25 protein-coding genes and 1 riboswitch are annotated in these 26,433 nt (G+C 49.0%); of the genes, 16 read left to right on the top strand and 9 right to left on the bottom strand.

The annotated features are described in order from the left end of the window. Position 1 precedes the first annotated feature (1 nt). On the top strand, positions 2–766 hold the full coding sequence (locus J2X61_RS04050; RefSeq protein WP_310186061.1) for a PIG-L deacetylase family protein: 765 nt from the start codon (positions 2–4) through the stop codon (positions 764–766). Positions 767–1,226: 460 nt separating this feature from the next. On the opposite strand, the gene J2X61_RS04045 is transcribed toward J2X61_RS04050, so the two are convergent. The 3 genes from J2X61_RS04045 to J2X61_RS04035 form a co-directional block, all read right to left on the bottom strand. Further along, positions 1,227–2,492 carry a CynX/NimT family MFS transporter gene (locus J2X61_RS04045; RefSeq protein WP_310186059.1) on the bottom strand — a complete coding sequence of 422 codons (1,266 nt, stop codon included), beginning with the start codon at positions 2,490–2,492 and terminating at the stop codon, positions 1,227–1,229. Positions 2,493–2,681: 189 nt separating this feature from the next. Continuing rightward, positions 2,682–3,245, bottom strand: coding sequence for a helix-turn-helix domain-containing protein (locus J2X61_RS04040; RefSeq protein ID WP_274466104.1), 564 nt, complete (start codon positions 3,243–3,245; stop codon positions 2,682–2,684). 252 nt (positions 3,246–3,497) lie between these two features. Then, on the bottom strand, positions 3,498–4,757 hold the full coding sequence (locus J2X61_RS04035; RefSeq protein WP_274466103.1) for an MFS transporter: 1,260 nt from the start codon (positions 4,755–4,757) through the stop codon (positions 3,498–3,500). A 503-nt stretch (positions 4,758–5,260) separates the two neighbouring features. Here J2X61_RS04035 and J2X61_RS04030 point away from each other — a divergent pair. After that, positions 5,261–5,608, top strand: coding sequence for a Ger(x)C family spore germination C-terminal domain-containing protein (locus tag J2X61_RS04030; RefSeq protein ID WP_274466102.1), 348 nt, complete (start codon positions 5,261–5,263; stop codon positions 5,606–5,608). Positions 5,609–5,857: 249 nt separating this feature from the next. On the opposite strand, the gene J2X61_RS04025 is transcribed toward J2X61_RS04030, so the two are convergent. Further along, complete coding sequence (locus tag J2X61_RS04025) at positions 5,858–6,178, bottom strand: transposase (protein WP_310186056.1); 321 nt, start codon at positions 6,176–6,178, stop codon at positions 5,858–5,860. A 794-nt stretch (positions 6,179–6,972) separates the two neighbouring features. On the opposite strand from J2X61_RS04025, the gene J2X61_RS04020 reads away from it, so the two are divergent. Then, on the top strand, positions 6,973–7,812 hold the full coding sequence (locus tag J2X61_RS04020; protein WP_274466100.1) for an MBL fold metallo-hydrolase: 840 nt from the start codon (positions 6,973–6,975) through the stop codon (positions 7,810–7,812). Between the two features lie 77 nt (positions 7,813–7,889). On the opposite strand, the gene J2X61_RS04015 is transcribed toward J2X61_RS04020, so the two are convergent. Then, the gene (locus tag J2X61_RS04015) at positions 7,890–9,860 is read right to left on the bottom strand and encodes a methyl-accepting chemotaxis protein (protein ID WP_310186054.1); all 1,971 of its coding nucleotides are present in this window, start codon (positions 9,858–9,860) and stop codon (positions 7,890–7,892) included. Between the two features lie 318 nt (positions 9,861–10,178). Between J2X61_RS04015 and J2X61_RS04010 the strand changes: the two genes are divergently transcribed. The 5 genes from J2X61_RS04010 to phoU all read left to right on the top strand — a co-directional run bounded on the left by J2X61_RS04010 (position 10,179) and on the right by phoU (position 14,527). Then, the gene (locus tag J2X61_RS04010; protein ID WP_274466097.1) at positions 10,179–11,102 is read left to right on the top strand and encodes a phosphate ABC transporter substrate-binding protein; all 924 of its coding nucleotides are present in this window, start codon (positions 10,179–10,181) and stop codon (positions 11,100–11,102) included. Positions 11,103–11,380: 278 nt separating this feature from the next. After that, positions 11,381–12,217: a phosphate ABC transporter permease subunit PstC gene (pstC, locus tag J2X61_RS04005; protein ID WP_274466096.1), complete on the top strand. Its 837-nt coding sequence runs from the start codon at positions 11,381–11,383 to the stop codon at positions 12,215–12,217. After that, positions 12,214–13,071, top strand: a complete 858-nt coding sequence (gene pstA, locus J2X61_RS04000) for a phosphate ABC transporter permease PstA (RefSeq protein WP_274466094.1) — start codon at positions 12,214–12,216, stop codon at positions 13,069–13,071. The genes pstC and pstA overlap by 4 nt, the downstream gene beginning before the upstream one ends. A 2-nt stretch (positions 13,072–13,073) precedes the next feature. Continuing rightward, on the top strand, positions 13,074–13,841 hold the full coding sequence (pstB, locus tag J2X61_RS03995; RefSeq protein WP_274466092.1) for a phosphate ABC transporter ATP-binding protein PstB: 768 nt from the start codon (positions 13,074–13,076) through the stop codon (positions 13,839–13,841). 26 nt (positions 13,842–13,867) lie between these two features. After that, positions 13,868–14,527, top strand: coding sequence for a phosphate signaling complex protein PhoU (gene phoU / locus J2X61_RS03990; RefSeq protein ID WP_274466091.1), 660 nt, complete (start codon positions 13,868–13,870; stop codon positions 14,525–14,527). Between the two features lie 96 nt (positions 14,528–14,623). Here phoU and J2X61_RS03985 read toward each other — a convergent pair whose 3' ends face one another. Further along, positions 14,624–16,219: an ATP-binding response regulator gene (locus J2X61_RS03985; protein WP_274466090.1), complete on the bottom strand. Its 1,596-nt coding sequence runs from the start codon at positions 16,217–16,219 to the stop codon at positions 14,624–14,626. Between the two features lie 193 nt (positions 16,220–16,412). Between J2X61_RS03985 and J2X61_RS03980 the strand changes: the two genes are divergently transcribed. After that, complete coding sequence (locus J2X61_RS03980) at positions 16,413–18,155, top strand: GGDEF domain-containing protein (protein WP_310186051.1); 1,743 nt, start codon at positions 16,413–16,415, stop codon at positions 18,153–18,155. A gap of 8 nt (positions 18,156–18,163) precedes the next feature. Here the strand turns inward: J2X61_RS03980 and J2X61_RS03975 are convergent, their stop codons facing one another. After that, a complete protein-coding gene (locus J2X61_RS03975) occupies positions 18,164–18,913 on the bottom strand; it encodes an HAD family hydrolase (protein ID WP_274466088.1) in 750 nt (249 codons plus the stop codon). A 134-nt stretch (positions 18,914–19,047) separates the two neighbouring features. Here J2X61_RS03975 and polA point away from each other — a divergent pair, with 134 nt between their 5' ends. From polA to J2X61_RS03950, 5 genes are all read left to right on the top strand, one after another. Continuing rightward, a complete protein-coding gene (gene polA / locus J2X61_RS03970; protein WP_310186049.1) occupies positions 19,048–21,711 on the top strand; it encodes a DNA polymerase I in 2,664 nt (887 codons plus the stop codon). Between the two features lie 34 nt (positions 21,712–21,745). After that, positions 21,746–22,606, top strand: coding sequence for a DNA-formamidopyrimidine glycosylase (gene mutM, locus J2X61_RS03965; RefSeq protein WP_274466086.1), 861 nt, complete (start codon positions 21,746–21,748; stop codon positions 22,604–22,606). Positions 22,607–22,710: 104 nt separating this feature from the next. Continuing rightward, positions 22,711–23,445: an MntP/YtaF family protein gene (locus tag J2X61_RS03960; RefSeq protein ID WP_310186048.1), complete on the top strand. Its 735-nt coding sequence runs from the start codon at positions 22,711–22,713 to the stop codon at positions 23,443–23,445. A 32-nt stretch (positions 23,446–23,477) separates the two neighbouring features. Then, positions 23,478–24,074, top strand: coding sequence for a dephospho-CoA kinase (gene coaE, locus J2X61_RS03955; RefSeq protein WP_274466084.1), 597 nt, complete (start codon positions 23,478–23,480; stop codon positions 24,072–24,074). Further along, positions 24,071–24,643 carry a lytic transglycosylase domain-containing protein gene (locus J2X61_RS03950; protein WP_274466083.1) on the top strand — a complete coding sequence of 191 codons (573 nt, stop codon included), beginning with the start codon at positions 24,071–24,073 and terminating at the stop codon, positions 24,641–24,643. The genes coaE and J2X61_RS03950 overlap by 4 nt, the downstream gene beginning before the upstream one ends. 88 nt (positions 24,644–24,731) lie before the next feature. Here J2X61_RS03950 and J2X61_RS03945 read toward each other — a convergent pair whose 3' ends face one another. Further along, positions 24,732–24,956, bottom strand: a complete 225-nt coding sequence (locus J2X61_RS03945; RefSeq protein ID WP_274466082.1) for an alpha/beta-type small acid-soluble spore protein — start codon at positions 24,954–24,956, stop codon at positions 24,732–24,734. Between the two features lie 117 nt (positions 24,957–25,073). Here J2X61_RS03945 and nrdR point away from each other — a divergent pair, with 117 nt between their 5' ends. Further along, a complete protein-coding gene (nrdR, locus tag J2X61_RS03940) occupies positions 25,074–25,553 on the top strand; it encodes a transcriptional regulator NrdR (RefSeq protein ID WP_274466081.1) in 480 nt (159 codons plus the stop codon). 222 nt (positions 25,554–25,775) lie between these two features. On the opposite strand, the gene J2X61_RS03935 is transcribed toward nrdR, so the two are convergent. Continuing rightward, positions 25,776–25,964 carry a hypothetical protein gene (locus J2X61_RS03935; protein WP_274466079.1) on the bottom strand — a complete coding sequence of 63 codons (189 nt, stop codon included), beginning with the start codon at positions 25,962–25,964 and terminating at the stop codon, positions 25,776–25,778. A 50-nt stretch (positions 25,965–26,014) separates the two neighbouring features. After that, positions 26,015–26,113: riboswitch (cyclic di-GMP riboswitch) on the bottom strand. Positions 26,114–26,199: 86 nt separating this feature from the next. Here J2X61_RS03935 and J2X61_RS03930 point away from each other — a divergent pair. Beyond that, entirely contained in the window at positions 26,200–26,379 is a 180-nt protein-coding gene (locus J2X61_RS03930; protein WP_274466078.1) for a hypothetical protein, read from the top strand. The last annotated feature ends 54 nt before the right edge of the window (positions 26,380–26,433 follow it).

Below are 26,433 nucleotides of genomic sequence, written 5' to 3'. Positions count from 1 at the left end.
TATGAGCAAGAGGTTATTATTCGTATTTGCTCATCCTGATGACGAATCTTTTGCTGCTGGAGGAACCATGGCTAAAGCCCATAAACAGGGGCACGAGGTGTTTTTAATATGCGTCACTTCGGGCTGCAAAGGGAGATCCGGCGAGTTTCAATTTAACTCGCGAGAACAGTTAGCCATGCACCGCGAGGAAGAATTACGGATGGCATGTACCATACTGGGTGTTACCGACTTAATTTTATATAGATACCCAGACGGGAGCCTTAAGGATCAAGATCCGGATAAACTGGCCGAGCGGATTAGTCAAACGATTATTGCTTTAAAACCAGATGTAATCCTATCGTTTCCGATGGATGGGGTTACCGGACATCCGGATCATATTGCCGTCTCCCATGCAGCAGAAAAAGCCGTAATCTTATCGGAGCCATATTATTCCCCGGCTCGGTTGCCTAAGTTTTATTATATATCCGTTCCCCACTATTATGATCATTGTCAGGACGCTGGGCCCAAGGATACATGCATGATTACAGGAAAAGTGGACATCAGTGAATATAGATTGTTGAAGGGACAGGCATTGCAAGCCTATAAAAGTCAAGTTTATTCCGTAAACCGGGCCTACCCGGGTGTGATGCAGAACGATTTTACGGTCATAGGGGCTTATGAATACTACACCTTAATTCGCGCTGACGGTAAGCAGGTTGATCTAGTCGCAGAAAAGTTCTCAAACGAATTACCACTCATCGACTTAGTTGATAAATCCAGCTTCTAAACGGAATTAACGATAACATACCATATTCACGTTGAATAAAAACAACAAAAGGATTCGTCGCGGCGGATCCTTTTTACGTTGCACAATATATTGGGCAGAATAAACATTGAATAGACCTTATGTTGGCTTACCCTTGCGTAGTTAATCTGCCGTTCATTCAAAAAAACGCAAGACGAATCTGTCATAAAGCCGAATACGATGTATAAGGAAGCAGGTCGGTGAAAATAAGTTTTAGACTGATCCCTTAAAGGAAGCAGCGGCAGACCAAGACTTGGATAAAAAGCCTTAGACTGCCGCTGTAGTCATTCAAATAACGTACCCTTCAGTATAACATCGCATCATCTCTGCAGTCCCCGAAAGAGTTAATGCACAATGAGGACTGGGCATCTTGATAGCTGTGAAACCTTGTGGCTGACACTTGTCATGCCATCCGACACATATTCCTGGCTGACATTAACTATCAATGGTCACCATAATTTTGCCAAACATATTTATCATCCTTTCCGTGGCAGCTCGCAACTATTTTGCTATCTACAAAACGGTTTCTTGCTGCTCCTATACCAACTAAAAAGAGCAATACCGCAGCACCAAGCAGAATGAAAAGTGGCAGGTTCCAACTATTTGTCGCATCATGCAGATATCCTATAAGAGCAGGACCGACTGCGGCAAAAAGATATCCGATCGATTGCGCCATGCCAGACAGTTTCGCTGCTTGATGCGCATTTTCAGTACGTAACCCGAAAAACATCATGGACAAACTAAAGGCGAAGCCTCCACCAATTCCGAGCATGATGATCCACAACAGAATCATATTGGAGCTTCCGTAAAGAAGTCCAATCGTTCCCATCAAAAGCAAAATGGTTGTAATGACCACTAACAACCGTTGGCTAGACATGCGCCCAGCAATAACGGGGACTATAAAGACAAATGGAAGCATAACTAACTGCATGATCGAGAGGTACCATCCTGATTGATTTGGATGAATTCCTTGCTGCTTTAAAATTTCAGGCAACCATGCGATCAACACATAGAAAACCATGGACTGTATACCCATAAACAAGGTTACTTGCCAGGCAATGAGGGATTTCCAAACATTCACATCGTTGCTGGCCATTTGTTGACTCGCCGTGGTTGTTTGCTTCGTTTGAATTCTTATTTGGGGTAACCAACAGAGGACCGATACAAAGCTTAGAACCCCCCATATTCCCAATGCTCCCTGCCATTTTAGACCTGCGTTCGCGGCTAGAGGCACACTGATTCCCGATGCGATTGCTCCACATAAACTCATTGAAATGGAGTAAACACCTGTCATGGCACCAATTTTATTTGGGAAATCCCTTTTGATTATACTTGGCAATAATACATTACATACCGCAATTGCAAATCCAAGAATTGCTGTCCCAATAAACAGATTAGCTGCGCCAGATAAAGAACGTATTACAATACCTACAGTGAGAGAGAGTAAGGCAATCATTATGATCCGTTCAACCCCATACCTTTGCCCTAATTTTGGTACTAGAGGCGATAATAAAGCAAATGCAAGCAAGGGTACCGTTGTGATCAGGCCTGCTAATGTATTTGAAATATGAATGTCATCCCTTATTAGACTTACTAAAGGACTGACTGATGTTAAGGGAGTACGTAAATTAGCTGCAATAACAATAATGCCGAGAATGATCAGCCCTATAGAGGATGGTACGGCTTTATTATTTTGTTTGTTCGGCATTCTTAATTTCTCCTTCCTGAATCTTGAAAAGACAATACATCCGCGCGAATAAACAAAGTATATTATAGTATATTATTTTTATCAATAAGTAATTTATAATATACCGAAATTCATCTAGAAACAAAAATACAACTCTGAAATTCCCGTCATGGAATTCAGAGTTGTATTTAATAAGTTGAATTTTCGACTTTAGAAATCGTATTTTAAGGATATATGGAGCACTGTTTCGCTATCCGTATGATTGGTATAAGAATGAGGACAATCTGCACGAAAACTGATAGTATCATATTGATTCAATGTGTAAATCTCTCCATTGACTTGGATTTCAATGGAACCAGTCATGACTGTTGCAATTTCAGTTGTATTGACATGATGCCCTTCAGGCTGATACAAGCTATTTGGCTGTAAGTAAGCCCTACACATCTCAATATCGTTACTTTTAAAGACTGGTTCAATGACCCAATTTTTATGATCATTAGAAAACCGCAGTCCTTCACCTGCCCGATACAAACTAGCAGAGGAGGCGTCTGATTTGAACAAAGCCAATAGCGGTAAAGATATACCTTTTGAAATTTTCCATATAATCGCCAAAGTTGGATTTGTCTCGCCACGTTCAATATTCCCCAGAGTAAGTTTACTTACGCCCGTTAGTTCCGATAAGTCGTCTAAGCTCATGTTTTTTTCTTTTCTGTATTTTTTCAAGGCAACACCGATTTGTAATACAATTTCTTTTGATTCATTGATTTCATCCATTAGATTCACCTCAACAAAAAACAGTTATAGCCAGTATATTATTTATTTAGATTCTTTTCCATACGAGTAGTATTTGATGGTGGACTACACTCCTATGAAAAATAATCTCGCCCGTCTATTCGTCAAATGAAATTCAGAGCGCAGAAATTGGCACTTGGGACACGGAACTTATACTTCGCGCTGAAAGATCCGGTAAAGGGAATGGACGTATATACACATCACCAACCGGCGATCGTTCTTGCAGGGCTTCCATCAATTTATATTCGCTGCCTCAGGCCGCTTCACATATATCCGAAATAACTGAATATATAAAACAATACTAATGAATGCAAATGCCAAAATAATGGTGAAAATGACGATTGGCGGAACCCAACTCGATAGGAATACCGTCACTGGTGCTACAAATTTGCCGATCGTGTTCTGCAAGCTGTTGGCTCCCATGTACTGCCCCCTTGCGTTCTCTGGCGCATAGCCGCTTATAAAGCTCTGTGCCACTGGAGAACGGACAATTTCCCCAAAAGTGAAAATGGCCGTAACAAAAAATAGGAACCATATATTGGAATTTATTCCGAGAGCGAACGTCCCAATTCCAGACAATAGGGATGACAGAATGAATACATTTCGTTCATTCCATTCGCGGAACCATTTCGTAACAGGAAGGATAAACAGTACAAATAAAATTCCGTTGAACCCCAGTAACCATCCATAAATCTCCTTGCTGGACAGCCTCAGGGATTCGCCGCCGTTCCACGCCAAGAGAAACTGGGCTGGGACTTCATTGATCACATATACCGATGAATATAAATCCAGTTGCATAATGGGCACTAGAGCAAAGATTCCTGCTGAAATATAGAGTAGGAACACTTTATCGCGAAAAATAACGCCATAACCCTTCCATTGCTCCTTGAATGCATGGCTAATCGAAGTTGAACTTTTCGTACATTGTGCCGAATGCGGTAATGTTTCATGAACGATAAAATAAATGGCGATAAAATACAATAGCAAGACTAATGCGCAGATCCACAGTAGCTCTTGCCGATAGTGGAAGAAGAAAACGGCTCCAAGTGCTGGACCAATCACGGCACCAATGTTATTGGCCGTCGTAAACGTTGCGTATATTTGCCGAAGGTGCCCCGAGGGGACCAGGTCTGCAACCATTGCCGAACTTGCGGGACTATAGAGGGCCCCCCCCAGACCAATGCCGATAAAAGCGATATAATCGAACCAATGGGACGGAGACATCGCAAATAAAATAAACATCATTGCCTGAACAAAAGCGCCAAGCAGCATAACGGGCCGCCGCCCTATCTTGTCGGCTAGAGTTCCTCCGAGTAGACTTCCAAGCAAGCTGAAGATCGGAGGGACTGACATCATAATGGCGGCGATATGATTGCCCAATGCAGTACCGAAATATACGGTAATAAACGGGAAGTACATCCAGAACAGCATGTTAAACAGTCCTTCACCGATTAACCGGACTTTTAAATTGTTATTCCATAAGCGGATTTTCACAAAATCCTCCTCTTTCCACAGGCATCTGAATGTACCTAGATTACCCAGTCGGGTATACAAAATATAGAATATTATCCTGATAAAATATAGACTTATAATTACGGATGGTTTATAATAATATTATGGAATTCGAATGCAGACCGGTCTATTCAAATTGTATCAAAAAACGAACATATGTTTGTTACTGAAAAGACGCTTCTATCAGAAGCGTCTTTTTTAGTTACTTTAGTAGTGGGCCTGTCTCAGAATTGAGACAGGCCCATTATTCTTCACAGGATCACAATACTCCATTTTTTCATGGTAAGAATAGTTAGCGGTTTTCCAATATTAATCTGATGTGCTGCAGAGCTGATATCAGTTTGGAAAATAATTCTTGAGGGCAATGGTAATCATAATATCAGCCCAACCGGATCGGAGAAGAAACAATGCTCTATAACTTATTTCGCGGCCGATTCATAAGCGGAATCGTCGAGGTCACGGAGTAGTCCTCAAGTTTACAAATTGTGGGGGCCCATGTCAAAAATCGGACTTCATGGGAAGGCGGGGCCCCGAAACTTAAAAGTACGATGGATCTGAAAGCAATCGTGTTGGAGGCCAAAGAGAAGGACGTTTTGGACAACAGGATTTTGAAGCGAGAACTGGAACAGCTCCTTGAAAAGCGGTTTCAACTGCTATTCAGCAAGCTAAAACAGGAACATTCGGACATTCTGATGACCGGCGAGATCTTTCGAAGGAAGCTCACGCAGAGTCAAGTCGATGAATGGGAAAATCAACTGTTTCCTAAGCTAGTTATTGATTTTCGAACGGTAGTGGATATTCGGAATACCGGGGATTTAAAAATAGGAAAATAAACTGGGTATTCTCGCCTATTCGAGATAATTTATATCCATCTGTCCCAGTTGTATTTGCTCATCGCTAACTTTCTCACCTGTTACTGTAGAAGAGTAGCCTGAAACAGGGCGTCCCCGGCGGTGACATTCTGTTAGATGTTCGGTCTGCCTACAAGCCGCTCTTTTTTACGTTCGTAGTATGTTGACTCCGATAACCCAAGGATGCGCAGTACAACTGCTGCTGGCTCACCCCGCTTAATGAACGGGTTGCTACTTCAACTTTTTCTGATAAGCGGGGTTTTTCTTTTTTAATAGCTCTCGGAGGATTTCTATTTCGAGTTCTTTCTCACCAAGAACCTTCACCGCTTTTTCATAGCGCTCCTCCACCTCCTGCAGTCGCCGTAATTCCTCTATATTCTCATCTGTTCGAGGAATCCCCGATTCTGCGATGGAGTCACGGTAATCTTTCACCCATAAACGGATGGTTTCAGGGTGTGTGTCATATATGCGGGCGAGCACCCCAATCTTAACACCGGCTAATGCTTCCTTAACTATTTTAAGTTTTTCTTCCTCTTTAAACCTCTTTTTCATTCTGGATCATCTCCCTTGCTTTTAGTTTAATTTATTGGTTGGGAGGACTCCAGTTTAATTAAGGGGTCTAAGAGGTTTATCCTACCTGAGCGCAGAATAAAAGGAAAAACTCCCGCTATTCCTATGCCGAATAGGCTTTGGGAAGGAATAACGGGAATTACTCCCGTTAAAATGGCGAAGAATGCCCTCTTGCGGCCATTTTGTGCAAAATTAACAGGAGTTTATCCAGTTATCCTACCTGGATCGGCTCTATTCAGCCGAAATAACAGGAGAAATTCCCGTTACCCGCGCTCCGTAGGCTAGGATCGGCTCCTGCTGCCTCCTGCCTCCTGCTGAACCAGGAGTCTTCGTATACAGCGCTGCACGTCGAAATCCCACCTGAGCGCAGAATAAAAGGAAAAACTCCCGCTATTCCTATGTCGTATAGGCTTTCGGGAGTAATAACGGGAATTACTCCCGTTAAAATGGCGAAGAATGCCCTCTTGCGGCCATTTTGTGTAGAATTAACGGGAGATTATCCAGTTATCCTACCCGGATCGGCTCTATTCAGCCGAAATAACAGGAGAAATTCCCGTTACCCGCGCTCCTTAGGCTAGGATCGTTACCCGCGCTCCCTAAGCTAGGATCGGCTCCTACCTACCACCTCTGCTACCACCTGTGCCTACTACCTCCCACCTGAACCAGGGATCCTCGTTATGCCGAAGCGCTGCACAGGATTATCAGAGAATTTCCATATAATCCGTCAAGAAACCGGGGATGCTATCAGAGACATTATCCGAGGAGGAGTATGGCAAGTGGATTCTACTTATGAGCATACGTACATTCCCTTAACGTCCGTTTCGAGCGGCGAGGGCAAGGAAGTCAGCATCGATATTTATTGTTACTGCATTCAATTCGTGAATATATGTCTGATCGGGAACCCGACAAGCAAAGCGAAAACCTGGTATCTCGTCGATGCCGGCATGCCGCAATCCGCAAATGAGATCATACGGCTTGCCGAGGACCACTACGGCCCGCTTACGAAGCCGGAGGGGATTATCCTGACCCATGGTCACTTCGATCATGTCGGGGCGCTCACGGAGCTGCTGGAGCATTGGGACGTGCCCGTATATGCGCATGAGTTGGAAATTCCGTATCTGACGGGAAAAGCGAACTATCCCCAGGGCGACTCTACCGTGAACGGCGGCTTGATTAGCGAGCTTTCCCCGCTATTCCCGAATCACGGCATCAACATCGCCAGTCATGTGAAGCCGCTGCCGCAAGGCGGCGCCATCCCCGGATTGCCGGAGTGGCAGTGGGTACATACACCGGGTCATACGCCGGGTCATATTTCGCTGTTCCGGGAGAAGGACCGCTCCCTTATCGCAGGGGACGCTTTCGTAACGGTCAAGCAGGAATCGCTTTACCGGGTCATCCTGCAGACGCAGGAGATCAGCGGGCCGCCGAAATATTTTACGACCGACTGGGAAGCGGCGGAGCAATCGGTGAAGAAGCTCAACGAGCTGAAGCCCAGCTTGGCGGTAACAGGGCATGGCACGCCTATGCGCGGGGATGAGCTGACCCTTCAGCTCGGCAGCTTGGCTGACCATTTCGAGCAAATGGCTGTGCCGAAGGAAGGCCGGTATGTTCACTAGCCGGTAATACAAACAACAGGACCTGGGGAATGTACGGCATACAACCATGCCGCATGCATTCCTCAGGTCCTGCTCGTTTAACCTATAAGTACAGGTTCTTTCTTCTCCTGCTTGATGTCCTTGGACTCGGTTGATTCCGAAGGTTCGGCTTCATCTGCAGAACCAGGCGCGTTCTCCGCAAATTCCTCCCCGGCGAGATCCATTGCCATCTGCCCGTCATCTGCTTGCAGCTCTGCATGAGCCTGAGGTACCGCAATTCCTATGCGATCGAGCGCAGCCACAGCGGCAGCCGCAGTCTCCCGGTCAGGAAGACTTCCCAATTCTCCGATTTCGTGCGCATCCTCATCCTCATCCGATTCGGTAATCCGGAATTTGCTGATCTCCATAAACAATTGTTCCGCCAACGATAGAATGTCATCCGATTGCTCGGCAATCCGGCGAATGGAGGCATCCTGCTGGATCGACGTCGAATTGACTTCCTCCACGCCTGCCGCAGTTTCCTGTGCGATCGCCGCAACGAATTGAACGGAATCGACCAGCGTATCGTTCTTGGAGCGGGCTTGCTCGATCTTGAGATGAATCTGTTCGATCTGATTCTTGATGCCCTTCATGGACTGGTCAATGCTCTCGAAGGAGCCCAGCGTATCGGCAACACGGTGTCTCTGCGCATTGGCCGATTCCCTTGCTTCGAGCAGCGAGCTTTGCAGCTCCTTGATCTGCTTCTGCAGCGCTTGTGTGATGCCGCTGATCGTTTTGGACGAGTCGTTCGTCTGCTGCGACAGCTGGCGAACCTCGTCCGCGATGACGGAGAAGCCGCGGCCGTGCACACCCGCTCTTGCCGCTTCAATCGCGGCATTCAGTGCAAGCACATTCGTCTGCGTCGAGATCTCCGTGATCGAATGTGTGATAGCGCCGATTTGCTTCGAGCTGGCGGCTAAGGTCTGCATCGCGGCATCCACTTTGTGCAGCACCGCTTGCGACTGCTCGGACGACGTTTTCAACGCCCGGACATAGCCCGTGCCTTGCAGCGTGCCCGCTGCGGCTTCATCGCTGGCGCGTATCATTTCATGTGTGTACGCGGTAATATCGCGAATCTCCGCCTCCAGCTCGGCGATGATCTGGGAGGACATCTCGGTCTTCGTTGCTTGCTCGTCGGCACCGCCCGAGATTTCGTGGATCGCCTTGAGAATGTCCGTGTTCGCCGAAGCCGTTACCTGCGAGAACCGGTGGAACTCATGCGAATGGCCGGTTAGGGACGAAGCGATCTGCTTCGTGGCATGGAGCATTTGGCGAACCTGAAGGATCATATGGTCGAAGCTGTGGCTAAGCCGACCCAACTCGTCGTTCGAGGTCGCGTTGATCGTGTGAGTCAAATTACCGGAGGCAATAAGCGAAACGGCTTTCTGCAGCTTCTGAATCGGTCGAATATAGGAACGAATAAGGAAGAAGGCGATCAAGACAGTAGATATGAGCACGACGATAGATACGTATATCATAACCGACGTGGTGCTGTCCAACGCTTTGGTAGACGACTGAATCGCTTGGTCCGCCTCCCCGGCGTAAGTCACATAGAACTTATCGACGAGTTCGAAAATGACGGTTTTCAAATCCTGTGATTCATTGTACAGATACAGCAAATTCATTTCCAAATCTTTCGCATTCGTTCCATTGCCCTGAATCATCGCGGCAGCAGAATCGAAATTGTTTATGTAGTCGACGGAAGCCTGGATCAACTGGCTGCGCCATTTTCGTTGCTCATCTGTAACCGCGGTATCGCCAATCCTCTTGATGCGGTCATTGAATGGGTTTCGCAAAGCGTTGTACTTCACAATATATATGGGTTTTTTGGAAATCTCCAAACCGGAAGCAATAATATTCATTTCCTGCACCATTTCTTTTAATTCCAACGCCAGCACTTTGAGCTCAACCTTATCATTCTGATCGGTCAAGCTCTGTTTGATTTGACTGACTTGATACAAATTAAAGAAAGCTACGGCCAGGAAGATCAGGAGTACACCGCTGAAGCTGACGATTAACTTGGTGCGCATAGTCAAATTATTAATGCTGAATTTTCTCACACTCATCCCCCCAAAAATAGACAAGATCTGATAAAGTTCTTGTTTCTACTTATAAATATAGGAGGCTTCTATTAACTAAAGCGTCGAAGTATGTAAATGAAATGTAAAATAAACCAGACAAAACTATGGAAAAAGTACGATTAAAAGTTTTACATTACGTTTACGTTTCACGGGTTTGGAATTTACATTCGGTTGTTACGATGAATGTGTAAGTTAGTTCGAGGCACACAGAGGAAATCGAAACTAACAAGAGATAGCAACATACAATAAAAGGAGGACATGCTGACAATGTTCAAGTTCATGTCGAAAAAAGGGATTACATTTACACTTTCCGCGGTACTCATGATGGGGTCTTTGGTTGGTTGCGGAGCTAAAACAGAGACGAATGGCGCCGCTTCTACAACACCTGCTGCCACAACAGCGGCATCAGCTTCTGCTAAACCATCCGACACGCCAAAAACAGAGCTTAGCGGCACAATCACAGCTTCCGGCTCAAGCGCACTGCTTCCACTGGTGAAACAAGCGGCAACGGAGTTCATGGAGAAAAACCCTAAAGTAACGATCAACGTTACAGCTGGCGGTTCCGGTACAGGTATTAAGAACGTAGCTGACGGTACTTCCGACATCGGTAACTCCGACGTAGAACCAGCTGCTGAATATAAAGACAAAGGTCTTGTCGACCACCAAGTTGCAATCGCACCTTTTGCATTGATTGTAAACAAAGATGTGAAAGTAGATAATGTAACGAAACAGCAAGCTGCTGATATCTACATGGGCAAAGTCACGAACTGGAAAGACGTCGGCGGTAACGATGCCAAAATCGTACTTGTACACCGTCCGGACAGCTCCGGTTCCCGTACACTTGTTAAAACAATCATTCTTGACGGCAAAGAGTTTACGAAAGACGGAATCACACAAGAAAACAGCGGCGCTATGAAAACTGCCGTTGCCGGTCAATCCGGTTCCATCGGTTATGTAGATACTCCTTACATCGACGATACCGTTAAAGCTTTGAAAATTGACGGCGTAGCTTTCTCCGAAGACAACATCAAAAACGGCACATACAAATTGTATGGTGTTGAGCACATGTATACGAAAGGTGAAGCTAAAGATCCGGCAAAAGCATTCATCGAGTACATCCAAAGCAAAGATTTCCAAGGCAAACAAGTTCGCGATTTGAAATTCTTGCCGGCTGACCTGCTCAAAAAATAATAGCAATAACTTCTTGGAGCGCCCACAATCTGTGGGTGCTCTTTTTAGGTTTTTAAACGGTGGTTATGAAACTTTTACATTGCCTTTACAATTCATTAACGATCCAATGACATTCATGTCCTATCATGAAAGCATGACATGTGAACGCATGTGGTAATAAGTGAAGGGGGATTATCCCAGTGAATTCCATAGCAGACAAACTATCAAATGCGAGTTCAGAAAGAAGCCGTCCAGTTGTTTCCAAATGGACCCGAGGACAACATAGACAAGACAGCATCATGCGATGGTTGTTTGTCACCAGCGCGGCTCTTGTGTCCGCGATTATTTTCTCAATCATCGTTTTCGTAGGTATGCAGGGATTGAAAACTTTTCAAGGCGTTAGCCCGCTGGAGTTTTTCTTCTCCACCGACTGGACGCCGGGCCAAAATAAATTCGGAGCTTTCCCTTTTCTATACAGCACGCTGTTAATGACGCTGGTAGCGGTCGTGATCTCGGTACCGCTCGCTTTATCGGGAGCGTTGTTCATGGCGAAGATCGCTCCCAAATGGATGCGGGAAATCATGCGTCCGGCAACGGACTTGTTCGTCGGTATCCCGTCCGTTGTATATGGTCTTATCGGGATGACCGTCATTGTGCCTGCTTTGGGTAAGCTCACAAACGGAGTCGGATACGGGATTCTGCCTGCCGCTATAATTTTGGCGATTATGATTCTTCCAACTATTTTGTCCATTTCGGAGGATGCTATCCGCGCTCTGCCGAGCCGCTTGGAAGAAGCCTCGCTCGCTCTTGGAGCAACGCGCTGGCAGACGATGTGGCGCGTGCTGCTGCCGGCAGCCAGACCGGGCATTTTGACGGCCATCATTTTGGGAATGGGGCGTGCGATCGGCGAAACGATGGCCGTCTTCATGGTCATCGGGAACTCGCCGCAAATGCCGAAGTCGCTGCTGGATTCCACTACGGTACTAACAACAGCGATCGTGAAAGATATGGGGAATACGAATTACGGATCCACATGGAACAACGCCCTCTATTTAATGGCACTACTGCTGCTCGTGATCTCCTTAGCCTTAATTCTTATCATTCGTATCGTCGCGAAGAGGAGTGAAGTGAAATGACAAGTAAAACGACAGACCGGATCGCGACGGTATATTTCTGGGCCGCGGGCATTGCGATCATCGGTATTCTGGCCTGGTTCCTCATCCGGATATTGGGTGACGGACTGCCGCATCTATCCTGGCATTTCATTTTCGGCAAATCGGAAGAAATCAAGGCTGGCGGGGGGGTCGGACCTCAGCTGTTCAACTCCTTCTATGTCTTGATTCTCTCTCTCATCATATCGGTTCCAATCGGATTGTTCGCTGGGATTTACCTGGCGATTTACGCACAAAAGAATTGGTTTACGGATCTCGTTCGTATCTCGGTTGAAGCTTTATCCTCCGTACCTTCCATCGTTTTCGGTTTGTTCGGTTTCTTGCTCTTCGCCAACTTGCTCGGCCTGAAATTCTCCATTCTCGGCGGCGCGGCGACTGTAGCTCTTCTGAATCTGCCGGTCATGGTTCGGGTCACAGAGGAATCGATTCGTACCGTTCCGGAATCTTATTGGGAAGCGAGCTTGGCGCTCGGCTCAACGAAATGGCAGGCGATCCGCAAGGTGCTGATTCCGGCGGCGCTGCCCAGCTTGATCACCGGCATCACGCTGATCGCAGGACGCGCATTAGGTGAATCCGCGATTCTGATTTATACGGCAGGCTTGTCGGTATCGAGATTTTTCCCGGATTTCAACCCGCTCAACATGGGGGAGACCTTGTCCGTTCACCTCTGGTATGTCGGCGCTGAAGCGCTTGTTCCGGATGCCAAAGAAATTGCCAAAGGAAGCGCCGCGCTGCTTCTGATCGTCGTTCTTATCTTTAACCTTCTCGTGTCCATACCAAGCCGAATCCTACAAAAAAGACTTTCCGGGGGGAAATAATTATGGCGATCGCGACCATGACCAAAATCAAAGCAGAGAAATTGAATTTGTTTTACGGCGAAAACCATGCGCTTCATGATATTGATTTGACGATCGAAACAGGAACGATCGCGGCGTTGATCGGACCTTCCGGCTGCGGGAAATCGACGTTCCTGCGGACGCTCAACCGGATGAACGATCTCATCGACAGCGTTCGTATTACAGGCAGCGTATCCGTTGACGGCCAAAATATTTATGGCGGGGACTCCGATGTCGTCTCCTTGCGCAAGCGCGTAGGCATGGTGTTTCAACGCCCGAATCCTTTCCCGATGAGCATCTACGACAACATTGCTTACGGACCGCGCATTCACGGCATCAAGAAGAAAGCGCTGCTCGATCAAATCGTGGAGCGCAGCCTAGTGCAAGCCGCGCTGTGGGACGAAGTGAAGGACCGCCTGCACAAATCCGCACTGGGCTTGTCCGGCGGCCAACAGCAGCGTCTATGCATCGCCCGTTTGCTCGCGGTAGAACCCGATGTGCTGCTGATGGATGAGCCGACATCGGCACTCGATCCAATCTCGACGCTGAAGGTTGAAGAGTTGACCCAAACGCTGAAAGACAAATATACGATCATTATTGTGACACATAACATGCAGCAGGCCGCTCGGATTTCGGATATGACGTCTTTCTTCCTGAACGGATATTTGGTGGAAACCGATAAAACTGACAAAATCTTTACCAATCCTAACGACCAACGGACCGAAGATTACATCACGGGCAGATTCGGTTAACTACAACTGGAAGGAGCAACGTTTACATGGACGCAAGACCAGGGTTTCACCAATCTTTATCCTTATTGCAGGAAGAGCTATTGAATATGGGGGAAAGCGTCAAGGAGCTGATTCTGAAGTCCGTACACTCGCTAGCTAATTTGGACGAGAGAACGGCGCAGCAAGTAATCAAAAACGATGACCAGATCGATGATTATTTGACCATAATCGACGAACTGTCCCTGCGTCTTATTGCGCTGCAGCAGCCGATGGCCAGCGATTTGCGCATCATCGGCACAGCGCTCAAGATCGCTACCGACTTGGAACGAATCGCCGACCATGCGGTGGACATCGCAAAGATTACGATTCGTTTCGCAGGAGAAGAGCTGGTGAAGCCGCTGGAGACGATCCCGCAAATGGCGGAAATCGCCATTGTGATGCTGCAGGAAAGCTTGCTTTCCTACACGGAACGCGATGTGCATAGAGCTGCGGCGTTAGCGGAGAAGGACGACCGGGTAGATAAGTTGTACAGCACAGTGATGACTGAGCTGATGGGCATGATGAATTCCGATTACAACCGGAACCGCCAGTTGACGCATCTGCTCCTCGTTGCACATTTCCTGGAGCGGGTGGCCGATCATACGACGAATATCGGGGAAGCCGTGATCTATATGGTGACCGGGAAGCGGAAAGATTTGAACGTGTAAGCTGACTATAGTGTAAGTGAAGAGGCCCTTATTCGACGGAATAAGGGCCTCTTCGCGTATATACCGGACGACAAACGCCTAACAAGCCTAGCGTCATCACGCCAGGCTTGTCTGCTCTCCGACAGCCTGAGGCACCGGAAACCGGATTAGGAACGTCGTCCCCTTCGGGCTGGACTGCACTTCAATCGAAGCATGGTGCCTCGCCGCGATGCTGTAGCAGATCGCCAAGCCGAGACCCGTGCCCTCGTCTTTCGTGGTAAAGAAAGGACGTCCCAGCTTCTCCAGGTGCTTCTCATCGATGCCCGTCCCTTGATCCGCGATAAGTAGAACCAGATGCTCGTTCTCCAAATAGGTCTGTATGGTCAGCGTGCCGCCAATAGACATCGCTTCCAGACCGTTCATGCACATATTGAGAATGAGCTGGCGCAGCTCCTTATCGTCCAGATGAATATCGGGACATTCGGTGAACTGGAACTGAACATGCTTGCCGGACATGACGGCTTCAGCCTGAATGAGCGGCAGCAGCATTTCGATAATCCGGTTCATGTTATCGGGCTGCTGGTGGGATTGTTTATTTTTGGCCAAGGATAAATATTCGGTAATGATTTCATTCGCACGGTCCAGCTCTTCGAGCATAATGGGGATATATTCCTTCTGCATATTCCGGTCGTTCTCCCGGAACAGCTGCAGGAAGCCGCGGATCGTCGTCATCGGATTGCGAATTTCGTGGGCGATCCCGGCGGCCATTTCGCCGACCAGGTTCAGCTGGGCGAGACGCGCCATCTCGGTTTCAAACCGCAAGCTCTCGGTAATATCCACGGCGACCTGAAGCAGGCAGCTCTCATTCTCAATATCGATGATTTCCGTGGACAGCAAGGCTGTCCGCATCTCCTTGGACTTGGTTTCATACCGGACTTTGCAGTTATGAACGACTTCTTCGCAGGAGGTGGACTCGCCGGATTCCTTGCGCAGAAGGTCCAAGTTCGTACCGATGATTTCGTCGCCATAACCGGTATATTGCTTCCAGCTCTCGTTAATTTCGATATACGACAAGTCCGGCAAGCGGCGAATGGCCATCAGAGAGGGAGAGAGCATGAACATTTTTTTGAAATGATCCTGGGATTTCATCAGCTTCTCATGAGCGTCCACGAGCTCCGAGGTGCGCTCCTCCACCCATTGCTCGAGCAGCGTATTCTGCTGCTTAAGCTTCTCTTCGGCTTCCGCCAGCTTCCGGTTGGTTTCTTCGAGATCGAGCGTACGCTTGTGCAGCAGTTCGCTCTGGTATTTGATTTTTTGATGATTGAGGTGCATATTGACGAAGGCATCCACCTTCATTCGGAGCATCTCCGGGTGTACAGGCTTGAACAAATAGTCGATCGAGCCGACATGATACCCCTTCAGAACATGCTCAATCGATGTGCTTAGGGCTGTTAGGAAAATGATCGGGATGTCCTGACAAGCTTTGCGCTGCTTGATGAGCTCTACGGTTTCAAAGCCGCTTAAACCAGGCATCTGCACATCCATCAAGATGACGGCGATATGGTCAGCGGGCTCTTTCAATAAATATCGTAAAACTTCCTCGCCGGATTGCAGCGAGATCACGTCATAGTGGGATGAGGCTAAAATGCTATTCAGAGCCAGCAAGTTCTCGTAGCGGTCATCTACCGCCAAGATTTTGACTTGTTGTTCCATTTCAATTCCTTTCCGTGCTTGTACAAAGGATGTACGCACCTAGCAATCGTCCTTCTATTTTTTCGTGGGCGGAGAGGCATTTCCCTCTTTTTATTTTAAAGTCTTTACATAGATTTTACACATCGATAATAAAGACTATCATTTGTTTTGATAGACTATACATATACATAAAACGACATGAGGGATGATGGACATGAACAGTCAGTCAGAAGCAACAACCTTATTTCAAGATATACTCGCCACGGGGGCGGTACATTCGGTCTATCAACCTATTGTCTCTCTGCAGGACGGACAGGTGATGGGATATGAAGCGCTGATCCGCGGCCCCCAAGACAGCATGTTTCAATCTCCGATCGCCATGTTTGAATTCGCCGAACAGAACGGAGAGCTGTATAAGCTCGAACAGTTGGCGCGCGAGAAAGCGATTCAGGGTTCGATTCTGGAGCACCCGCAGCAATTGCTGTTCATTAACATATCCTCCCACGTGCTCTATGACCCCGGGTTCGTTCCGGGTAAAACGCTGGACATTTTGCTGAAATACGGTCTGAAGCCGAGCAATGTCGTTTTCGAAATTACGGAAAGAACGTCCATTGAGGATTTCACTCTCGCCCAGAAAATATTGGAGCATTACCGCAAGCAGGGCTACCGCATCGCCATCGACGACGCCGGGGCCGGCTACTCCTCCCTGCAGGCGATCGCGGAGCTTCAGCCGGATTTCATCAAGATCGACCGGTCTCTCATTGAAAACATACATAAGCACAAAGTGAAAGAGTACATCTTGGAAACGTTCGTCACGATCGCTCACAAAATGAACATTTCGATTATTGCCGAAGGTATCGAAATTCCGGATGAGCTGGCCAAATTGACGCGGCTTGGCGTTCATTATGCGCAAGGGTTTCTGCTAGGGAAGCCGCAGAAGGTGCCGGCGGACATTCAGGACAGTTTAAGAATGCTCATTGGGCAGCATCGCAAGGTGCAAGGAGGCCATATGAACTGGCATATCGGCGATCTCAAGACACCTGTCAAAACGTTCGACAAGAAATCACCGATCTCGGAAGTTGCGGACTATTTCAAAAAAAATCAAGAAGCGGTCGGCGCCGTCATCGTGAGCAACGAGGAGCCTGTCGGTTTAATGATGAGAGAACGGCTGTTTCAGCAATTGGCCGGGCAATATGCGTTCTCCTTGTTCTGGAATCGGACGATTGAGTCTATTATGGATGAAACGCCGCTCATTGTAGACGAGTTCACGTCGGTTGAGCAGGTATCGCAAATGGCGACGTCGCGCTCCATCCATCATCTATACGATCTGGTGATCATTACGACGAATGGCAAAATGGCAGGGATTGCTTCCATCCGATCGATTCTCGAAAGCATCACGAATGTCCGGATGGAGTCTGCGCGCGTGGCCAATCCGCTGACGGGGCTGCCGGGCAATCTGCAGATTAACCGGGAGCTGAACAGACGCATTCACGAGCAGAAACCGTTCCATGTCGTCTATGCGGATTTGGATTATTTCAAATGGTTTAATGACCGTTTCGGCTTTCAGAAAGGGGATCAGCTGATTCAATATACAGCCGATATTATGCAGCAGGCCATCAGCGTGTGCGGAACGCCTCTTGATTTCGTAGGTCATGTGGGGGGCGACGATTTCATCGCCATCTCGGTGGCGGCGGAGCCGGAGCTTCTGTGCCAGGAGATGATTCGCAGATTCGAGCAGGGCGTGCAGATGTTCTATGAAGACGAGGAATGGGAGTATGTATGGGACCGGAGCGGGAACAAGGTGAAGAGCGAGGGAGTCACATTGTCGCTGTCTTTAGTCGTCTGCAGCTGTGAATCTCCCATTTCACTTGAAGACATTTCTCAAACGGCGGCTGGGCTCAAGAAGAAGGCCAAGGCCTATCCAGGCAGCATTTATTATTTTCAAAATATCGGATGACAAGCCCATTAGAAGGTATAATTCAACTGCTTGAAAGAGCGAATGATGATGACCTTCTGTTTGCCGATGCGGCGTTCCGATATTTTCTTCATATTCCCCGGATGTATCCAGATGGCGTCCAAGCCGCTGGATGCGGCGCCAACCACATCGTTGCGCCACGAATTCCCCACCATGACGCTTTGGCTGGCCGCTGCGTTCATAGCCTTAAGCGCCTTCTCGAATATGGCCGGGTGCGGTTTGCGCGGTCCATCCTTCTCCGAACTGAACAAGCGGTCCTGGCTTATCCACCGGGTCAGCTTCATTTTCTCCAAATTATGCTGCAGCCTTCTGCGGTTCCCGTTGCTGATAATGGCAAGCTTATAATGTTTGGACAAAGACTCAAGCGTGTCCTCTACGCCGGGAAAGAGAGCGACAAAATTGTCTTCCTGCTCCTCGACCCCCTCGAAGAAAGCTCTGGTGAAAGCGGGGCTTACATTCACCGGCAAAGGCTGAAGCGCCTTGCGCAAACAGATATGCCTGAGCTCGTCGGGTGAGATCGGACTTCGCACCGGCGCTTTGCGGTGGCGGCTCCATTCCATTTTATAGCTTTGCAGCACATCTTGGGCGGTGAAGAGCGCTTCGTCCGGCTCCCACCTGGCCGTGTAATCGTTCATGACTTCCAGAAAGGCCGAGTCAAAGCATTGCCTGCGATCCAGAATCGTATTATTCATATCGAAAAAAATAACCTTTTTGCGTACTGGAGAAAAAAAAGGGCTCATTCGGAGAACCTCCTTCTGAAGACCGGAGCATCAAAACTTAGGGCTCCTTCTATGTTTATGTGCAGCAACGTTTTTTTATTTTAATTTCGTATGCTATGATGAAGGAAGTATGTCTAAAATCGGGGTGCGAACTTATGGATAAGCTTATAATTATTGACGGTAACTCTATTGCGAACCGGGCTTTCTATGCTCTGCCGCTTCTTAGCAATTCGAGCGGCCTGCATACGAACGCCGTTTACGGTTTTACAACGATGCTGCTTAAACTCATTGAGGAAGAAAAGCCAACTCATTTCCTGGTCGCTTTCGATGCCGGGAAAATCACGTTTCGACATAAGGAATACACGGAATACAAAGGCGGAAGGGCGAAGACGCCGTCGGAGCTGTCCGAGCAGTTCCCGCTTATCAAGGAGCTTCTGAAAGCGTTCAAAATCCCGCAATTCGAGCTCTCCGGCTATGAAGCGGACGATATTATCGGAACGCTGACCAAAGCCGCCGACGCCAGAGGGGAGAAGGTGCTGCTCGTCTCCGGAGACAAGGATATGCTGCAGCTCGCCTCCGATCATGTCACCGTAGCGATCACCCGCAAAGGGATCACGGAAGTGGAACTGTACAATCCGGCCGGCATCCAGGAGAAATACGGCCTGACGCCTGCTCAAATCATCGATCTCAAAGGCTTGATGGGCGATACGTCGGACAATATTCCGGGCATTCCCGGGGTAGGGGAGAAGACGGCGCTCAAAATGCTGCACGAGTTCGGCACGGTAGAGGAAGTGCTGGCCAATACGGCAAGCCTGAAGGGCAAGATGAAGGAGAAGGTCGAGGAGCATGCCAAGGACGCGCTAATGAGCAAAGAGCTCGCTACGATTTTCCGCGAAGTGCCGATGGAGACGGAATGGGAGACGTTCCGCTATGACGGCTTCGACGGACAAGCTCTTGCCTCGATGTTCCGCAAGCTGGAGTTCAAATCCTTGCTGGAGAAGATGGACTTCGGCACCACGGATTTGGAAGCGCTGGGACAGACGGTGGAAAGCCTGGAGCCGATTGTCGTAACGGAAGAAAATATGAGCCTGCTGACCGCCAGCTTAAACGACGACGCGGTCATTCACGTCGAAGCCGTGGGCGAAAACCCGCATCAGGCGGTGAATGTCGGTGTCGTCTGGTTTATCCAGGACGGGGATACGAATAAGTCCTATTATGTGCCTTTCCAGCTGCTGCAGAGCGAAGCGGGGGAGCCGCTGCGCGCTTGGCTCGGCGACGAGTCCAAGAAGAAGAAAGTATTCGATCTGCACCGCTCCTTGCTCGCGCTGGCTTGGCAGGGGATCGAACTGAAGGGTGTCGATTTCGACGTCCTGCTGGCCGCCTATCTGCTGGATCCGACTGAGTCGAATCTGAGCTTGAGCGGCCTGTCGGCGAAGTACAGTCTGCCGGGGCTGAAGGCGGACGACGAAGTATTCGGCAAAGGCGCGAAGTTCCGCCTGCCGGAACTGGCTGCGCTTAGCGACCATCTGGGCCGCAAAGCGATGGCGACCGCCCGCCTCGTGCCGGTGCTGGCGGAGGAGCTGGAGAAGAGCGAGATGCACCGCCTCTTCTACGAGCTGGAGCAGCCGCTGGCCGGCGTGCTGGCGGAGATGGAGCTGCGCGGCATCGCCGTGGATGCCGACGGGTTGAAAGCGCTCGGCGTCGAGCTTGTCAATAAGCTGGACACGATTATGGCCAGCATTTACAAGCTCGCCGGCGTCGAGTTCAACATCAACTCGCCGAAACAGCTTGGCGAGATTCTGTTCGAGAAGCTGGGACTGCCAGCTTGGAAGAAGACCAAAACCGGCTACTCGACGGATGCCGAGGTGCTGGAGCGGCTCGCGCCTTATAACGAAGTGGTCGGGCAGATTCTGAACTACCGTCAGCTGGCGAAGCTTCAATCGACGTATGTCGAGGGGCTGCTGAAGGAGGTGCGGCCGGAGACCGGTAAGGTGCACACCTATTACCGGCAGACGATCGCGGCCACAGGCAGGCTCAGCAGCCAGTTCCCGAACCTCCAGAACATTCCGATTCGTCTGGAGGAGGGGCGCAAGATCCGCAAGGTGTTCGTGCCATCCGAGCCCGGATGGTACATTCTCGCTGCGGATTACTCGCAGATCGAGCTGCGCGTGCTAGCGCATATCTCGCAGGATGAGAAGCTGAAGGAAGCGTTTCTTCAGAATATGGACATCCACACGAAGACGGCGATGGACGTCTTCGGGGTGGAGGAGAGCGCCGTCGACGCGAATATGCGGCGTCAGGCGAAAGCCGTTAACTTCGGCATCGTCTACGGCATCAGCGACTACGGCTTGTCCCAGAACTTGGACATTACCCGCCGGGATGCCGCGCAATTCATTGAGCAATATTTCGCCGTCTTCCAGGGCGTTCGCAAATATATGGACGATATCGTGAAGGATGCGCGCGCGAACGGCTACGTGACGACGCTGCTGCAGCGCCGCCGGTATTTGCCGGAGATTACGCATTCGAACTTCAATCTGCGTTCCTTCGCGGAGCGCACGGCGATGAATACGCCGATTCAGGGAACAGCAGCGGACATCATTAAGCTGGCCATGGTGCAGATGGCGGCGCGGCTCAAGCAGGACGGTCTCAAGAGCCGCATGCTGCTGCAGGTACACGATGAGCTGGTCTTCGAGGTCCCGGAAGAGGAGCTCGAGACGATGAAGCAGCTGGTGCCGGAAGTGATGGCCGGCGCGCTGAAGCTGGACGTGCCGCTTCGAGCGGACGTCGACTATGGCACGACTTGGTATGACGCGAAGTAAGTTCTCAATCAACTGACAGAAGAGGTGAACATCCGTGCCTGAACTACCCGAAGTGGAAACGGTCAAGCGCACACTGAATAACCTGATCGCCGGGAAAACGATCGAGCGAGTTCAGGTCAGATTGCCCCGCATCATTCAGAAGCCGGACGATATCCAGCAGTTTGAAGTGCTGCTTCAGGGGCAGACGATTGAATCTATCGAGCGCAGGGGGAAGTTTCTTCGCTTTCTGCTCACGGACTACTGCATGGTCTCGCATCTGCGGATGGAGGGGCGTTATGGGCTGTACGACGGCGAAGATCCGTTGGAGCCGCATACCCACGTCTTATTCCGGTTCACGGACGGCACGGAGCTGCGCTACAAGGACGTCCGGCAATTCGGCACGATGCATCTGTTCCCGCGCGGCGAGGAGCTGACGCAGGCTCCGCTGCATAAGCTGGGGCTGGAGCCGCTTGACGAAAGCTTCACGTTCGAAGCGTTCCGGGACCGTATAGCCGGCAAGAAGACGAAGATCAAGCCCCTGCTGCTTAATCAAGAATATATTGTGGGCATCGGTAATATTTATGTAGACGAGTCCCTTTTCTTAGCCGGTATCCATCCGGAACGCGAAGCCTCGTCGCTCAGCAGGAAGGAGCTGCAGCGGCTGCACGAAGCGATCGTGCGAACGCTCAGCGACTCCGTCGAGGTGGGAGGCTCATCCATCAAATCGTATGTGAACGGCCAAGGTGAAATTGGCTTGTTCCAGCATCAATTGAACATCTATGGCCGGCAGTCGCAATCCTGCAAGGCATGCGGCAGCGAAATTTACAAAACCGTCGTTGGCGGCAGAGGGACGCACATATGCCCAACCTGCCAGCCGCTCAAGCGGAAGAGAATTCGAAAGAAGTTAGCCGATTAGGCACGTGAAGCCCGCCCTTCCCATATGATATGGAGTACTTAGCCCAGACCGTCAGCTGGCACCAGCTCTCGGCCGTATGCGGCAATACTCTTAGGAGGGGTAATATGCTTCCGGTGTTTTCTCTGCTTATACTGGCTTTTGCAGTTTCCTTGGACGGTTTCGGCGTCGGAGTCATGTATGGTTTACGCAAAATACGCATTCCGATCCTCTCAATTGGAATCATATCGCTTTGGTCTGGTATCATTATTTATAGCTCCATGCAAATTGGCGTCTTGATGTCGTCATTCATGTCGCCGCTTATGGCGCAACGAATCGGAGCGCTCATTCTGATCGGAATCGGCATCTGGGCGCTGGCACAGCTGAGGCAGCAGAAGTCGCATGATTCTGCGGATACGGCCAAAGGCGAGGAGCAAGCTATGCTTAGCTCTGTAGGCACTGCCGGCACTGCCGGCTCTGTGGGCACGGAGCTTGTCACCATGGATACGCTGCAAAGGACGAAGGAAATTTTGAATATCGAGCTGAAGCGGTTCGGTCTGGTCATTCAGATTTTGCGCACGCCATCCATAGCCGACGTTGACAAATCAGGCAACATTTCGGCCTCTGAAGCGACGCTGCTCGGCTTGGCTCTCTCTCTGGATGCGTTCGGGGCAGGGATCGGTGCGGCGCTCATCGGCTTCGTCCCTTTGTTAACAGCCTCGGTCATCTCGATTTCGAGCGGTTCTTTCATTGCTTTAGGATTAAGAGTAGGCTTTCGGTATGCGGAAATGAATTGGATGAAGAAATTATCGATTCTTCCAGGTTGTGTGCTTATTCTTATGGGTTTATTGAAAATGTTATAGTGCCAGGAATACGCTTAGGAGAGAAGAAGCTTATGAATATCGGGTTAACAGGAGGAATCGCCTGCGGCAAAAGCACGGTTAGCGCCATGCTGGTAGGCCGCGGCGCTCTATTGGTAGATGCAGATCAAATAGCCCGCGACGTTGTCGAGCCCGGCAGCCCTGTTCTCGAACAGGTTGCTGCCCATTTTGGACAAGCGGTTCTTCAGGAAGACGGCACTCTGCACAGGAAGAAGCTCGGGCAGATTGTCTTCGGCGATGCCGAAGCCCGCAAGCAGCTGGAAAGCATTCTGCACCCGCCGATCCGCAAGCAAATCCGGGAGCAAATGGAAGCTTACGAAAGTCAGTATCCGGACAAGCTGGTTGTCGTGGACATTCCATTGCTGTACGAATCGAATTTAGCTCATTTGTTTGAACAGGTGATGGTTGTTTATGTGCCCCGCCATGTTCAATTGGAACGCTTGATGGTGAGGGACGGCTTGACGGAAAGCGCAGCCAACAACCGGATAGACGCGCAGATGTCGATTGAAGAAAAACGCAAACTAGCGGATATCGTGATCGACAACAGCGGAACGCAGGAAGACACCTATGCGGAGGTCGAACGATTTTGGCTAGGGAAGGGGCTTTCATGAAGTTTCTACGCAAAAAGCGAGTGTTTGCTCTCTTGCTCATTTGCTTCATTATGGTTCTCTTTATGAATAGCTCTTTTATAGGAAGAAAGCTGTATCCGATTTATTTTCAGCAGGAGATTAAGCAAAGTGCGGCGAAACACAATATAGACCCTTTCCTGATCGCAGCCATCATTCGGGTAGAGACGAATTATAAGTATCACCTGGAGTCGAGCAAAGGAGCGCTCGGTCTCATGCAGCTAATGCCGGACACGGCGGAATGGATCGTAGAGTCTACGAATTTAGGGCCTCATACGCAAGCGGATTTATTAAAAGCGGAAGTAAACATTAATCTCGGGTCTTGGTATTTGAGCTGGCTGACGAGGCATTACAACGGAAACTTGATTTATGCGATTGCGGCTTACAATGCAGGACAGGGGAATGTGAATAAATGGAAGCAAAATGAAATTTGGGATGGCACGCAAGAACACATCGACCAGATTCCATTCGGTGAAACCCGGCATTATGTACAACGCGTGATCTATTATTACGAGAAATACACGAAGCTGTATTCCGAGCAATGGGAAACTTGACATAAACAAAGAAGCATTGGACCAGCTCCTTGTGGGGGCTAGCGTCCAATACTTCCTGTTGTGCAGTCACCCGGCTAACTCTTCAAGATTACTTGAATTGACCAGCCAAAGATTGTTCTGCGATTTGTACCAGGCGACGAGTAATGTGACCACCGATGGCACCAGTATCACGAGTAGCCATGTTACCGTAGTATCCATCTTGTGGGATAGCGATACCCAGTTCTTGAGCCACTTCGTATTTCAACTGATCCAGTGCTGCGTTAGCTTGAGGAACAACTAGAGTGTTGCTATTGCTGTTGCTGCCTGCGCCCATGTCTGTTCACCTCCTTGTCGGTTGGTACTAGTATTGTGCGCACTTCTCCGGAGTTCATGACTTGTAACATATGGTAATAGATCATTACATAGAAGAAGAGAAAGGAGAGAAGAGCGAATGAAGTGTCCATTCTGTGATTATTCCGGTACGAAGGTGCTTGATTCCCGTTCGGCGAATGAGAATAAATCGATCCGCCGCCGCCGCGAATGCGAGAAATGCGCGCGCAGATTCACAACCTTCGAGATGGTGGAAGAAACGCCGCTTATCGTGATTAAGAAGGATGGAAGCCGGGAAGAATTTAGTCGAGAGAAAGTACTGAGAGGCTTGATTCGAGCTTGCGAGAAGCGTCCGGTTTCGATGGAAAGGCTGGAAATGCTCGTATCCGAGGTCGAAATGCAGCTTCGGACGACCGCACACGCGGAAGTAGACAGCCTGCACATCGGGGAAATTGTGATGGAGCAGCTGTACCCGGTCGATGAAGTGGCGTACATTCGCTTCGCCTCCGTCTACCGGCAGTTCAAAGACATCAATATGTTTCTCAAAGAGCTCACACAAATATTGGGCAAGCATGACCCCGGTCTTCTCCGGGATAAATAAGATAAGCCGGTCTGACTCATGGGAGTCTGACCGGCTTTTTTATGCTAAACTTTAAACCTTAAATCTGACAAAAAATAATAAAAAGACAGCGGAGCATTTCCGCTGTCTTGGGCTGTTAGGGAAGATAAACCGCATCAATACGCGATTTGTGACCTTATCAAAAAAAAAAATTCTATAGACATCAACCGACTGCATTTTTGTGCGTGTTCATGCATAATGCTGTTATTGGGTACGTTTGTCCAGTTCGCTTCTTAGAAAATGAATAAACCGAATCGACTCCTCAACGGATAACACATTGTTATTGAACTTAAAGGAGAACATATTCAAAATATCATTTTCCGGCAGATGCAAATTAGCAATCAAGTGCTCAACATCCAAGCTCATGCTACCGTCTAAAACAATTTTCCCCATTCTATTTAACTCCTCCTTTGGTCATTCTACACGAATCGGACGGAGGCGCTTCTGGCAGCTGGCTGACATTTTGGACATGATGCAATATGGCCAATTTAGTCCCTATAGCTTTGCGTCACCACTTTTCAATGGTTTTGCCTTTGTCGTACCGATTCATGCTTGTAACAAAACTATATCATATTTTTAAGCGCAATGTTCTGATTTATTACATTTATTCGAAGGATGGTAGAAGAATATGTCCGTCAAATCCAATCCAATTCCAGGTTTCCCTTATGAACTCGACATCGTGAAAGTGGCTCGTTCTCTCGGAATCGATCAGGACCGTTTGTTAGCCTATGTGTATGATGGCACTGACTCTAATAAGGGAAGTGAGCATAGATCCGCACATCTCCTGGAATTGGAAGATCTGACTTAATCAAAGAAGCCCTGCTACCGGTTCCGGTGACAGGGCTTCATATGGCTTCTGGGG

The sequence above is a fragment of the Bacillus sp. 3255 genome (genome assembly GCF_031456485.1).
In the GTDB taxonomy this organism is placed as follows: Bacteria; Bacillota; Bacilli; order Paenibacillales; family NBRC-103111; genus Paenibacillus_E.
This window is presented reverse-complemented; position numbering and strand designations above follow the sequence as displayed.

Excerpts from the sequence above, each read along its gene's own strand:
- J2X61_RS04050 (WP_310186061.1), top strand. The coding sequence starts at position 2 with ATGAGCAAGAGGTTATTATTCGTATTTGCTCATCCTGATGACGAATCT.
- J2X61_RS04045 (WP_310186059.1), bottom strand. The coding sequence starts at position 2,492 with ATGCCGAACAAACAAAATAATAAAGCCGTACCATCCTCTATAGGGCTG.
- J2X61_RS04040 (WP_274466104.1), bottom strand. The coding sequence starts at position 3,245 with ATGGATGAAATCAATGAATCAAAAGAAATTGTATTACAAATCGGTGTT.
- J2X61_RS04025 (WP_310186056.1), bottom strand. The coding sequence starts at position 6,178 with ATGAAAAAGAGGTTTAAAGAGGAAGAAAAACTTAAAATAGTTAAGGAA.
- J2X61_RS04015 (WP_310186054.1), bottom strand. The coding sequence starts at position 9,860 with ATGCGCACCAAGTTAATCGTCAGCTTCAGCGGTGTACTCCTGATCTTC.
- J2X61_RS04010 (WP_274466097.1), top strand. The coding sequence starts at position 10,179 with ATGTTCAAGTTCATGTCGAAAAAAGGGATTACATTTACACTTTCCGCG.
- pstC (WP_274466096.1), top strand. The coding sequence starts at position 11,381 with ATGCGATGGTTGTTTGTCACCAGCGCGGCTCTTGTGTCCGCGATTATT.
- pstA (WP_274466094.1), top strand. The coding sequence starts at position 12,214 with ATGACAAGTAAAACGACAGACCGGATCGCGACGGTATATTTCTGGGCC.
- pstB (WP_274466092.1), top strand. The coding sequence starts at position 13,074 with ATGGCGATCGCGACCATGACCAAAATCAAAGCAGAGAAATTGAATTTG.
- phoU (WP_274466091.1), top strand. The coding sequence starts at position 13,868 with ATGGACGCAAGACCAGGGTTTCACCAATCTTTATCCTTATTGCAGGAA.
- J2X61_RS03985 (WP_274466090.1), bottom strand. The coding sequence starts at position 16,219 with ATGGAACAACAAGTCAAAATCTTGGCGGTAGATGACCGCTACGAGAAC.
- J2X61_RS03980 (WP_310186051.1), top strand. The coding sequence starts at position 16,413 with ATGAACAGTCAGTCAGAAGCAACAACCTTATTTCAAGATATACTCGCC.
- J2X61_RS03975 (WP_274466088.1), bottom strand. The coding sequence starts at position 18,913 with ATGAGCCCTTTTTTTTCTCCAGTACGCAAAAAGGTTATTTTTTTCGAT.
- polA (WP_310186049.1), top strand. The coding sequence starts at position 19,048 with ATGGATAAGCTTATAATTATTGACGGTAACTCTATTGCGAACCGGGCT.
- J2X61_RS03960 (WP_310186048.1), top strand. The coding sequence starts at position 22,711 with ATGCTTCCGGTGTTTTCTCTGCTTATACTGGCTTTTGCAGTTTCCTTG.
- coaE (WP_274466084.1), top strand. The coding sequence starts at position 23,478 with ATGAATATCGGGTTAACAGGAGGAATCGCCTGCGGCAAAAGCACGGTT.
- J2X61_RS03950 (WP_274466083.1), top strand. The coding sequence starts at position 24,071 with ATGAAGTTTCTACGCAAAAAGCGAGTGTTTGCTCTCTTGCTCATTTGC.
- J2X61_RS03945 (WP_274466082.1), bottom strand. The coding sequence starts at position 24,956 with ATGGGCGCAGGCAGCAACAGCAATAGCAACACTCTAGTTGTTCCTCAA.
- nrdR (WP_274466081.1), top strand. The coding sequence starts at position 25,074 with ATGAAGTGTCCATTCTGTGATTATTCCGGTACGAAGGTGCTTGATTCC.
- J2X61_RS03935 (WP_274466079.1), bottom strand. The coding sequence starts at position 25,964 with ATGGGGAAAATTGTTTTAGACGGTAGCATGAGCTTGGATGTTGAGCAC.
- J2X61_RS03930 (WP_274466078.1), top strand. The coding sequence starts at position 26,200 with ATGTCCGTCAAATCCAATCCAATTCCAGGTTTCCCTTATGAACTCGAC.